13 protein-coding genes are annotated in these 11461 nt (G+C 67.9%); all 13 read left to right on the forward strand.

Annotated elements, in window-relative coordinates; genetic code table 11:
- Positions 1-6: 6 nt before the first annotated feature.
- The 13 genes from fliG to AC10QF_RS06170 all read left to right on the forward strand — a co-directional run bounded on the left by fliG (position 7) and on the right by AC10QF_RS06170 (position 11277).
- Complete coding sequence (fliG, locus tag AC10QF_RS06110; protein ID WP_024958226.1) at positions 7-993, forward strand: flagellar motor switch protein FliG; 987 nt, start codon at positions 7-9, stop codon at positions 991-993.
- Positions 990-1631: a FliH/SctL family protein gene (locus tag AC10QF_RS06115; protein ID WP_065178547.1), complete on the forward strand. Its 642-nt coding sequence runs from the start codon at positions 990-992 to the stop codon at positions 1629-1631. The genes fliG and AC10QF_RS06115 overlap by 4 nt, the downstream gene beginning before the upstream one ends.
- Positions 1628-3013 (forward strand): FliI/YscN family ATPase, encoded by a 1386-nt coding sequence (locus AC10QF_RS06120; protein WP_049412897.1) that lies wholly within the window; start codon positions 1628-1630, stop codon positions 3011-3013. The genes AC10QF_RS06115 and AC10QF_RS06120 overlap by 4 nt, the downstream gene beginning before the upstream one ends.
- A 3-nt stretch (positions 3014-3016) precedes the next feature.
- Positions 3017-3484, forward strand: coding sequence for a flagellar export protein FliJ (fliJ, locus tag AC10QF_RS06125; RefSeq protein WP_005416437.1), 468 nt, complete (start codon positions 3017-3019; stop codon positions 3482-3484).
- Positions 3484-4653, forward strand: a complete 1170-nt coding sequence (locus AC10QF_RS06130) for a flagellar hook-length control protein FliK (RefSeq protein ID WP_494541930.1) — start codon at positions 3484-3486, stop codon at positions 4651-4653. The genes fliJ and AC10QF_RS06130 overlap by 1 nt, the downstream gene beginning before the upstream one ends.
- Before the next feature lie 127 nt (positions 4654-4780).
- On the forward strand, positions 4781-5296 hold the full coding sequence (locus AC10QF_RS06135; RefSeq protein WP_005416435.1) for a flagellar basal body-associated FliL family protein: 516 nt from the start codon (positions 4781-4783) through the stop codon (positions 5294-5296).
- Positions 5297-5306: 10 nt separating this feature from the next.
- The gene (fliM, locus tag AC10QF_RS06140) at positions 5307-6311 is read left to right on the forward strand and encodes a flagellar motor switch protein FliM (protein WP_005416434.1); all 1005 of its coding nucleotides are present in this window, start codon (positions 5307-5309) and stop codon (positions 6309-6311) included.
- Entirely contained in the window at positions 6308-6643 is a 336-nt protein-coding gene (fliN, locus tag AC10QF_RS06145) for a flagellar motor switch protein FliN (RefSeq protein WP_005409543.1), read from the forward strand. The genes fliM and fliN overlap by 4 nt, the downstream gene beginning before the upstream one ends.
- A gap of 17 nt (positions 6644-6660) precedes the next feature.
- Positions 6661-7059, forward strand: a complete 399-nt coding sequence (gene fliO, locus AC10QF_RS06150; RefSeq protein ID WP_171956126.1) for a flagellar biosynthetic protein FliO — start codon at positions 6661-6663, stop codon at positions 7057-7059.
- 1 nt (position 7060) lies between these two features.
- Entirely contained in the window at positions 7061-7840 is a 780-nt protein-coding gene (gene fliP, locus AC10QF_RS06155) for a flagellar type III secretion system pore protein FliP (protein WP_053498612.1), read from the forward strand.
- A gap of 59 nt (positions 7841-7899) precedes the next feature.
- The gene (locus tag AC10QF_RS06160; protein WP_005413254.1) at positions 7900-8169 is read left to right on the forward strand and encodes a flagellar biosynthetic protein FliQ; all 270 of its coding nucleotides are present in this window, start codon (positions 7900-7902) and stop codon (positions 8167-8169) included.
- A gap of 13 nt (positions 8170-8182) precedes the next feature.
- Positions 8183-8974 carry a flagellar biosynthetic protein FliR gene (fliR, locus tag AC10QF_RS06165; RefSeq protein ID WP_494541931.1) on the forward strand — a complete coding sequence of 264 codons (792 nt, stop codon included), beginning with the start codon at positions 8183-8185 and terminating at the stop codon, positions 8972-8974.
- 167 nt (positions 8975-9141) lie between these two features.
- Positions 9142-11277, forward strand: coding sequence for a putative bifunctional diguanylate cyclase/phosphodiesterase (locus tag AC10QF_RS06170; RefSeq protein WP_053498616.1), 2136 nt, complete (start codon positions 9142-9144; stop codon positions 11275-11277).
- Positions 11278-11461 lie beyond the last annotated feature (184 nt).

The raw sequence follows: 11461 nt of genomic DNA on the forward strand, positions 1-11461 counted from the left end.
GCACAACTGACCGGTGTACAGCGCGCGGCCGTGCTGCTGCTTTCGCTGGGTGAGCTGGATGCGGCCGAAGTGCTGCGCCACATGGAACCCAAGGAAGTACAGAAGATCGGCATCGCCATGGCCACCATGACCGACATCACCCGCGAGCAGGTGGAGCGTGTGATGGACCAGTTCGGCCAGGAACTGGGCTCGAAGACCTCGCTGGGCGTGGGTTCGGATGACTACATCCGCAACATGCTGGTGCAGGCGTTGGGCAGCGAGAAGGCCGGCAACCTGATCGACCGCATCCTGCTCGGCCGCAACACCACCGGCCTGGACGCGCTGAAGTGGATGGACCCGCGTGCGGTGGCCGACCTGGTGCGCAACGAGCACCCGCAGATCATCGCCATCGTGATGGCGCACCTGGAAACCGACCAGGCCGCCGACGCGCTGAAGCTGCTGCCGGACCGTACCCGCGTGGATGTGCTGCTGCGCATCGCCACCCTCGACGGTATTCCGCCGAACGCGCTCAATGAACTCAACGAGATCATGGAGCGCCAGTTCGCCGGCAACCAGAACCTGAAGTCGTCCAACATCGGCGGCGTGCAGTGCGCAGCCAACATCCTGAACTTCATGGACAGCGGCCAGGACCAGGCAATCCTGGGCGAAATCGCGCGCATCGATGCGCCGTTGAGCAACCGCATCCAGGACCTGATGTTCGTGTTCGACGACCTGGTCGACCTGGACGATCGCGAGATGCAGCTGGTGCTGCGCGAGGTGAGCGGCGAGCGCCTGGGCCTGGCCCTGCGCGGCGCCGACATCAAGGTGCGCGACAAGATCACCCGCAACATGTCGCAGCGCGCGGCCGAAATCCTGCTCGAAGACATGGAGGCCCGCGGTCCGGTGCGCCTGTCCGACGTGGAAGGCGCGCAGCGCGAGATCCTGGCCATCGTCAAGCGCATGGCCGATGAAGGCACCGTCACCATCGGTGGCAGCGCGGAGGCCATGCTGTGAGCAACGTCGTGCGCTGGCTTGCCCCGGACCTGCTGGCCCAGCCCGAACCAGTGCTGGAGCAGGAGGATGCGTTCGAACTCACCGAGCCGGATCCGGAACACGAACCGGAGCCGCCGCTGCAGCTGCCGACCCTTGAAGAGATCCAGGCGATCCAGGACAACGCCGAGAAGGAAGGGTTCGAACAGGGCCATGCCGACGGCTACGGCCAGGGCCAGGCCGAAGTACGTCGCCTCGCCGCGCAGATCGAAGGGATCCTGGACAACTTCAGCCGGCCGCTGGTGCGGCTGGAGAACGAAGTGGTCGGTGCACTCGGCGAACTGGCGGTTCGCATCGCCGGCGCACTGGTCGGCCGCGCCTACGAAGCCGAGCCGGCACTGCTGGCGCAGCTGGTCGGCGAAGCGATCGACGCCGTGGGCGGCAGCACCCGCGAGGTGGAAGTGCGGCTGCACCCGGATGACATCGCTGCCCTCGCCCCGCTGTTGAATCTTTCGCCGACGCAGCGCCTGGTACCGGATACCAGCCTCAGCCGTGGCGACCTGCGCGTGCACGCCGAAGCCGTGCGCATCGACGGCACCCTGGAAGCCCGCCTGCGCGGGGCCCTGGATGCGGTGATCCGCCAGACCGGAGCCACCGCATGAGCGTCGGACCGCAAACCACTCCGCCGCCGGCCGACTGGGCCGTAGCCCGCAACCTGCGCCTGGCGCGGCGCCTGGATGGCCTGCGCGTGGACACCGCGCATGGTCGCGGCCTGATCCGCGAGGGCGTGTTGCGCCGTGCGGTCGGGCTCACCCTGGAAGCGGTCGGCTGCGAAGCGCCGCTGGGTGCCAGCTGCAAGGTGGAAGTGGTCGACGGTGGCTGGGTCGATGCAGAAGTGGTCGGCTTTGCCGGCGAGCGCACCTACCTGATGCCCAGCGCCGAACTGCATGGCCTGCTGCCCAATGCCCGGGTGGTGCCATCGGCGCGCCGGGGCGGCGTGGAAGTGGGCGAAGGCCTGCTCGGCCGCGTCATCGACAGCGACGGCGTGCCGCTGGATGGCAAGGGCCCGATCCGCGCCGAAGGCCATGTTGGCATGGCCGGCGTGTCGATCAATCCGCTGGCGCGTGAACCGATCACCCAGCCGCTGGACGTGGGCGTGCGCGCGATCAACGCGCTGCTGCCGATCGGCCGCGGCCAGCGCGTCGGCCTGTTCGCCGGGTCCGGCGTCGGCAAGTCGACGCTGCTGGGCATGATGACCCGCTACACCGCCGCCGACGTGATCGTGGTCGGCCTGATCGGTGAACGCGGCCGCGAAGTGCGCGATTTCGTCGAGACCACGCTGGGCGAGGAAGGCCTTCGCCGCGCCGTGGTGGTCGCCAGCCCTGCCGACCGGCCGCCGCTGGCGCGTCTGCATGGTGCCTACCGCGCCACCGCCATTGCCGAGTGGTTCCGCGACCAGGGCCTGAACGTGCTGCTGCTGATGGACTCGCTGACCCGCTTCGCCCAGGCGCAGCGCGAGATCGGCCTGTCGGTCGGCGAACCGCCGACCACTCGCGGCTATCCGCCGTCGGTGTTCGCCAAGCTGCCGGCACTGGTCGAACGCGCCGGCAATGGCGCCAAGGGCCGTGGCTCGATCACCGCGTTCTACACGGTGCTGACCGAAGGCGATGATCCGCAGGATCCGATCGCCGATGCCGCGCGCGCGATCCTCGACGGCCACATCCTGCTCTCGCGCCGCGTGGCCGACAGCGGCTTGTACCCGGCCATCGACGTCGAGTCGTCGGTCAGCCGCGTGGTCACGGAAATCGCCGACGAACCGTGGCGCCTGCGCATCCGCAAGTTGAAGCGACTGGTCTCGGCCTACTCGGCCAACCGGGACCTGATTGCGATCGGTGCCTACCAACGCGGCAACGACGCGGCCACCGACGAAGCCCTGGAACGCTGGCCGGAAATCATGGAGTTCCTCGGCCAGGACGTTGCCAAGGCCGCAGATCTCCCGCACAGCCAGGCGGCGCTGCAGCGCCTGGTGGAACAAGAGAGTTAAGCCATGAACCAGTCCAAGCGCATCGATCCCCTGCTCAAGCGAGCCCAGGAACATGAGGACGCAGTCGCCCGCGACCTGGCCGAACGCCAGCGCGTGCTCGACACCCATCTGTCGCGACTGGACGAACTGCGCCGCTATGCCGAGGAGTACGCCAACGCACAGATGGCGGCGACCAGCCCGGCACAGTTGCTCAACCGCCGCGCCTTCCTCGATCGACTGGACAGCGCGGTCGAGCAGCAGCAGGCCACGGTCAATGGCAACCGCGAGAAAGTGGAGGCCGAGCGCGCGCGCCTGATCCTGGCCAGCCGTGACAAGGCGGTGCTGGAGCAGCTGGCCGCCAGCTACCGGGCGCAGGAAAAGGTGGTGACCGACCGCCGCGACCAGCGCGAGATGGACGACATTGGTGCACGGCGTGCACGCCTGGTGCAGGCCGAAGACCAGGACGGCGCCGAGCAGGGAGGCCGCTCGTGATGCCCGCCCCGCTCGCCAGCAGCGCCAACACGGCCACGCCCGCCACCAGCAACAGTGCCGCACGTGCCTCGCGCAGCGAAGGCGGAAAGGACTTCAGCCAGCTGCTGCAGGGCGGCGCACCGTCTGCACCCACGCCAGCCGGCAGCGCCACGACACCGATGCCATCCACGCCGAGCCAACCATCGACCGCCGACAGCAATGGCCAGGCACCGGATGAACGCAATGCGGGCGCCGAAGCGGCAACCGCTGAAACGCCGTCGCTGCCGCCCGTTGCCGTGACCCCAGCGGGACCCGGCACCGAGAAGGACAAGCCCGCCGCGACCGAGGACGCCCCGTGGCCACCGCCCGGCCTGGCCGGCCTGGTGCTGGCGATGCCGATGCCTGCCGATCCGGCCGCTGCTCTGCCGACCACCGCTGCACCGGCGCTGGCCAGCGACGGTAGCGCGCTGCCTGCTGCTGCCCCCGCCACGAACCCGACACTGCCTGCAGACGCGCCGGCGACGGCCACCACAACCCCAGTGGCGGCTGACGCCAAACCGGCGGCGACCAGTGCGGACGATGCCACGGCGCTGCCACTGCCGGAGATGATCCTGCCCGGCAAGCGCAGCGAGCGCGGCGAAGGCAGTGACGTGGCCGCCGTTGGCGACCGCGCCAGCACACCCCTGCTGCACGCCCCGGCAGCAGCCGCCGTACAGGACCTCAAGGCGGCGCTCGCCGCCGGCAATGCGATCTTCAATGGCGAGCCGACGCCGAAACCCGTGCTGGGTGACGATGGCTTCGACCAGGCCATCGGCGCACGCCTGGGTTGGCTGGCCGACCAGAAGATCGGCCACGCCCACATCCGCCTGAGCCCGGACGACATGGGCCCGGTCGACGTGCGCCTGCAGTTGAACGGCGACAAGGTGCACGCCAGCTTCAGCAGCCCGCACGTGGACGTGCGGCAAGCGCTGGAAAGCAGCCTGCCGCGCCTGCGCGAGCTGCTGGGCGAACAGGGCTTCCAGCTGGCCCACGCCGATGTCGGCCACCAGTCACCGGGTGGTGAGGGCAATGCGCCGGGCCAGCCCGGTGGCAGCGGCATCATCGGCGACGGAGAACCGACGCCGGGCGATGCCAGCGTGTCGTCGGCGCAGTTGATCCGCCAGCGCGGACTGCTGGACGCCTACGCCTGACAGCCGTGCCGACCAGGGTCGGCACCCACCAGCGCAGGTTTCCGACGGAATTCCGTCGCATCCCGCTGCCCGGCCTTCGGCACGCCCCTTGCATATCCCGGTGAAGCAACCCTCAGGAGCTTCACCCGTGGCCGCAGCCGCTGACAAAACCAAGAAGACCGCAGAGAAGGACAAGGCCGCCAAGCCGCGTAGTCCGATCCTGATCACCGCGCTGGTGGCCGTACTGGCCGCCGCTGCCGCCGGTGGCGGCGTGTGGTTCTTCACCCAGTCCAAGCACGAAGAGAAGACCGCGCAGGCGCCGAAGAAGAGCGCGACCCCAGCCCCGGCACAGTACTTCGCGCTGGACCCGGCCTTCGTGGTCAACCTCAATGGCCCGGTCGACGGCCCGCGTTACCTGCAGCTGGAGGTCCAGCTGATGACCCGCGACCCGGCCGCGCTGGAAGCGATCAAGACCCACGCCCCGGCCATCCGTGCGCGCCTGCTGATGCTGTTCTCGCAGGTCAGCCCGGACCAGATCGCCGATGTCGCCGGCAAGCAGAAGCTGCAGGCCGCCTCATTGGCCGAGGTGCAGAAGGTACTCAAGGCCGAGACCGGCAGCAACGGCGCCGACGATCTGCTGTTCACCAGCTTCGTGACCCAGTAAGGGCCCACCGATGAATGATCTGCTGTCCCAGGACGAGATCGATGCCCTGCTCCACGGCGTGGACAGTGGCGCGGTCGAGACCGATGCGGAACCCCCGTCAGGCGAAGCGCGCTCGTACGACTTCGCCAGCCAGGACCGCATCATCCGTGGTCGCATGCCGACCCTGGAAATGGTCCATGAGCGCTTCGCGCGCCTGTGGCGGATCGGCCTGTTCAACCTGATCCGCCGCTCGGCCGAACTGTCGGTGCGCGGCATCGAACTGATCAAGTTCAACGACTACATGCACTCGCTGTATGTACCGACCAACCTGAACCTGATCCGCTTCAAGCCGCTGCGCGGCACCGGCCTGATCGTGTTCGAGCCGACCCTGGTGTTCGCCATCGTCGACAATTTCTTCGGCGGCGACGGGCGCTACCCCACCCGCATCGAGGGCCGCGAGTTCACGGCTACTGAAATGCGGGTGATCCACCTGCTGTTGAAGCAGACCTTCGCCGATCTGCGCGAAGCGTGGGCACCGGTGATGGATGTCGACTTCGAGTACATCAACTCGGAGATCAACCCGCATTTCGCCAACATCGTGACCCCGCGCGAATATGTGGTGGTGTGCCGCCTGCACGTCGAGCTCGACGGTGGCGGCGGCGACATCCACGTCACCCTGCCCTACTCGATGCTGGAACCGATCCGCGAACTGCTCGACGCCGGCATCCAGAGCGACCGCAACGACCGCGACGAGAGCTGGGGCAAGACCCTGCGTGAGCAGCTCAACGTCGCCGAAGTCACCCTGTCCAGCGTGCTGGCCAGCAAGCGCATGACCTTGCGCGACCTGACCCAGCTGAAGGTCGGCGACATCCTGCCGATCGAGCTCAGCCCGCAGGTGCCGCTATGCGTGGAGAACATCCCCGTGTTCACCGGCGAGTTCGGCATCGCCAACGGCATGAACGCCGTGAAGATCACCGCTACCCATCCGCCGGGCACCCGCCCGCGCGTACCCGTCATCCAGGAAGACCCGCAATGAACGATATCGACGCCCTCGAACCGACCCCGGCCCAGTTCAGCAGCCTGCAGGCCGATGAGGCAAATGGTCCGGACCTGAACCTGGACGTGATCCTCGATGTGCCGGTGACCCTGTCGCTGGAAGTCGGTCGTGCCCGCCTGCCGATCCGCAACCTGCTGCAGCTCAACCAGGGCTCGGTGGTGGAACTGGAGCGCGGTGCAGGCGAATCGCTGGACGTGTTCGTCAACGGCACCCTGATCGCCCACGGCGAAGTAGTAGTGATCAATGACCGCTTCGGCGTGCGCCTGACCGACGTGGTCAGCCCCAGCGAGCGTATCCGGAGACTGCGTTGAGCCTGCTGGCCTCCACCCTGCTGGCGGTCGGCAAGGCCGCCGCGCCGATCGGCCCGCAGGTCGGCCAGCATGCGGCCGCCGCACCCAGCCTGTTCGGTGCGGTGCTGGCGCTGCTGGCGGTGCTGGCACTGGTGATCGGCCTGGGCTGGCTGCTCAAGCGCATGCCCGGCAGCGGCTTCCGCCCGGCCGAAGGCATGAAGCTGGTGGCCAGCCTCAGTGTCGGCGCCAAGGAACGCGTGGTGGTGGTCGAGGTCAATGGCCAGCAACTGCTGCTGGGCGTCACCGCCGGCGGCATCAACACCCTGCATACCCTGCCCGAACCGCTGCCGCCGCCGGCACCGGTGCGCGTGCCGGACTTCAAGAACCTGCCGAATTTCGCCCAGCTGCTGCAGCAGCGGCTGCGCAAGGACCCCTGACATGCGTGTCCCCCGTACCCGTCTCGCCACCCTGACGCCGTGGCTGCTGTTGCTTGCCCTGTGCCTGTTGCCGGCGCTGGCGTTCGCCGCACCCGGCGCGCCGGCCACCCCTCTGCCGGACGTCAACGTCGGCAAGATCGGCGGCCAGCCGGTCAGCCTGCCGCTGCAGACCCTGCTGCTGATGACCGCGATCACCCTGATCCCGTCGATGCTGCTGGTGCTGACCTCGTTCACCCGCATCATCATCGTGCTGGGCCTGCTGCGCCAGGCGCTGGGCACCGGCCAGACGCCGTCCAACCAGGTGCTGCTGGGCCTGGCCCTGTTCCTCACCGCGATGGTGATGATGCCGACCTGGGACAAGGCGTGGAGCGCGGGCATGGCGCCCTACCTCAACGGCGACATCGACTTCCAGACCGCATGGACGCTGACCACGCAGCCACTGCGCGGCTTCATGCTGGCGCAGATCCGCGAGACCGACCTGATGACCTTTGCCGGCATCGCCGGGCATGGCACCTACGCCAGCCCCGACGCGATCCCGTTCCCGGTGCTGGTCGCTTCGTTCGTCACCAGTGAACTGAAGACCGCCTTCGAGATCGGATTCCTGATCTTCATCCCGTTCGTGATCATCGACCTGGTCGTTGCCAGCGTGCTGATGTCGATGGGCATGATGATGCTGTCGCCGATGCTGGTATCGGCGCCCTTCAAGATCCTGCTGTTCGTGCTGGTCGATGGCTGGGTGCTGACCGTGGGTACGTTGGCGGCGAGCTTCAATCCGGCCTGATATCCCCCGTAACGCGCAGTCGAGCAGGGCTCGACTCTACATGAGCAGATGGAATCCGAATGTCTCCCGAACTTGCCTTGACTGAACTGCGTGGCGGCCTGATCACCGTGTTGTGGGTGGCCGGCCCGCTGCTGCTCACCGTACTGGTGGTGGGCGTGGTGGTTGGTGTCGTGCAGGCCGCGACCCAGCTCAATGAACCGACCATCGCCTTCGTCGCCAAAGCTGCAGCGCTGACCGCGGTGCTGTTCGCACTGGGCAGCCTGCTGATCGGCCACCTGGTTGAATTCACCACGCTGCTGTTCCAGCGAATTCCGCACCTGATCGGCTAGGACACGCGCTTCGATGGACGCCGCCACCCAGATGGCTGCCGACGGCCTTCAGGCCTTCGGCATGATCGGCACCGTTCTGTGGACCATGCTGCGCATCGGCGCTGTGGCCATGGCCATGCCCATGGTCGGGACCCGCGCCGTCCCGTCACGGGTGCGCGTGGTGCTGGCTGGCACCCTGGCCATCGCCCTGGCACCGCTCCTGCCCCCGGTGCCGGACTGGACCGGCTTCGACGCCGCCACGGTGCTGACCATCGCGCGCGAGCTGGCCATTGGCGTATCCATCGGCTTCCTGCTGCGGCTGGTGTTCGAAGCCGGTGCGATGGCGGGCGAACTGATCGCGCAGGGCACCGGCCTGGCCTTCGCGCAGATGAGCGACCCGCTGCGCGGTGGTACCTCCGGCGTGATCGGACAGTGGTTCTATCTGCTGTTCGGACTGCTGTTCTTCACCGCCAACGGCCACCTGGCGCTGATCTCGCTGCTGGTGGACAGCTATCGCGCGCTGCCGATTGGCGCCCCGCTGCCGGATCCCCATGCCTTCTTCAGCATCGCCCCGACCTTCCTGCTGACCGTGCTGCGAGGCGCGCTGAGCCTGGCCATCCCGCTGACCGTGGCGATGCTGGCGGTGAACCTGGCCTTCGGTGTCCTGGCGCGAGCCGCCCCTGCGCTGAACCCGATCCAGCTGGGCCTGCCGGTTTCGCTGCTGCTGGGCCTGTTCCTCCTGGCGCTGCTGGCCGGGGAAATGGGGCCGCCGGTACAGCGCCTGTTCGACGCCGCCTTCCAGGCCGCGGACGCCATCACACGCTGACCCGGTCATCACGTATTGCCGCTTGAAGTCCCCCCCGGTCTGCGCGTTAGAGTGAATGCGCGGCAACCGGGGGGATGCCGCACCTGGCCGGCGCCCGTTCGCGTTGGCCTGCCTCATGCATGCCCCACCGTGGTTTCCGTCGACAGGCAGGTCCGGGAGACTGACGAATGCTGGTAGGCACGTACAACCCGTGGCTGGTGGCGATCTCACTGCTGGTCGCCGTGATGGCGTCGTACACGGCGCTGGCCATGGCAGGGCGCACGGTCACCGCCCCGGGCAGGGCTGCCGCCTGGTGGTGGCGCCTGGGGGGCGGATTCGCCATGGGCCTGGGTGTCTGGTCGATGCACTTCATCGGCATGCTGGCCTTCGATCTGCCCATTGCACTGGGCTACGACCTGCCCATCACCCTGCTCTCGCTGGCCCTGGCGATCGCCTCGTCGGTGTTCGCACTGTGGCTGGTCTCACTGCGTACCCTGCCCCATCCTCGATTGGCCGGTGGTGCCCTGCTGATGGGCACCGGCATTGCCGGCATGCACTACGTCGGCATGGCAGCGATGCGCATGCAGCCCGGGATCGACTACGACCCGGGCTGGCTGCTGCTCTCCCTGGTGGTGGCGGTGGCTGCGTCGTGGACCGCGCTCTACGTTGCGTTCCGCCTGCGCGCGCAGCGCACCCGCGTCGGTGACCGGTTGGCAGCCGCGGGCCTGCTCGGCCTGGCCATCGTCGGCATGCACTACACCGGCATGGCCGCCGCGCGTTTCCCGGAAGGCAGCATCTGCGGCGCGGCGGTCGGCGATGGCCTGCAGAGCGAGTGGCTGGCGATGCTGGTGGTGGTGCTGACGGTTGCGATCCTGGCGGTGGTGCTGGTGGTCTCGTGGCTGGACCAGCGTGTGGAGGCGCAGCTGCTGCGGCTGCGCAACTCCATGCTGAGCACCTCGTTGACCGATGCCCAGCAGGAACTGACCCAGGCCGCGCTGCACGACCCGCTGACCCGCCTGCCGAACCGCCTGCTGCTGCAGCGGCGCATCGTGCAGGCGCTGGCCGAAGCCGAACAGGGCGGCAGCCGTTTCGCGGTGATGTTCATGGACCTGGACGGATTCAAGCAGGTCAATGATGCCTACGGCCATCAGGCCGGCGACGCACTGCTGGTGGCGGTGGCCGAGCGTACCCGGCAGCTGCTCCGGCCCAACGATATGCTGGCCCGTCTGGGCGGCGACGAATTCGTGCTGGTGGTGCGCATCGAGCACGACGAGGACCTGCCCACCCTCGCCCGGCGCATCCTGCAGGCGGTGGGCAGCGGCCCGTTGCTGCCCGACAACGAACTTCAAGTGACCGCCAGCATCGGCGTGGCGATCTGCCCCGACCACGCTGCCAGCGAGCGCCAGTTGATGGCCTTCGCCGACGCGGCGATGTACCAGGCCAAGGAATCCGGACGCAACGCCTTCGTGCTGTTCGCCGACTGGATGAACGACAGTGCCGAGCAGCAGTTCCGGCTGCTGGCCGACCTGCGCCGTGCGATCGGCAGCGAGCAGCTGTTCCTGCACTATCAGCCGAAGATCCGCGTGGCCACCCAGAAGGTGGCCGGTGCCGAAGCGCTGATCCGCTGGAAACACCCGGAGCACGGACTGATCCCACCGGACCGCTTCATCCGCCTGGCCGAACGCAGCGGCGCGATCAACGAGATCGGTCGCTGGGCACTGGACCAGGCCTGCCAGCAGCTGCGGCGCTGGCGCGACGCCGGGCATGAAGGCTGGTCGATGTCGGTGAACCTGTCGCCGGTGCAGTTCAGTTCGCCACACCTGCTGCAGGATGTGCGTGAAGTGATCGAACGCTATGGCATTGCCCCGCGCCACCTCGTGCTGGAGATCACCGAAAGCACGGTCATGCGCGATACCGATACCAGCCTTCGCCTGCTGCAGGCGCTGTCGGCGCTGGGCGTGGGCATCTCCATCGATGATTTCGGAACCGGCTATTCCAGCCTGCTGTACCTGAAGCGGCTGCCCGCCACGGAGATCAAGATCGACCACGCGTTCGTGCGTGACCTGGAACACAGTGCGGAGGACGTGGTGATCGTCTCGGCGATCGTGGCGCTGGGCCATGCACTGGACATGGACATCGTCGCCGAGGGCGTGGAAACCGCCGCGCAGCGCGCCTACCTGGAGCGCCTGGGCTGCGACTTCCTGCAGGGGTACCTGCTCGGCCGCCCGGTCGACGCGGCGCGCTTCATGCAGCTGCACGACCTGCCCCGGCCGCGGATCGAGCTGAGCACCGGCTTCAAAGCGCCCGAAGGTGGGGGACGCTGAATCCACCTGGCGATGCAACAGGTGATGGCCTGCTGAGAAGCGCTCGGCGCACCGACCTGATGGTCGGAGGGTGCGTTGGTTGTCTGCAAGAGTTCTGGACTCTTCTGCAGAAATACGCAATTCACGGTAACGTCGACGTTGCCATTTGCGTCATCCTTGGAGCGGCCAGGTCGAACGCTGACGC

The organism is Stenotrophomonas maltophilia complex sp. Om-AH-Sm3, from assembly GCF_059337855.1.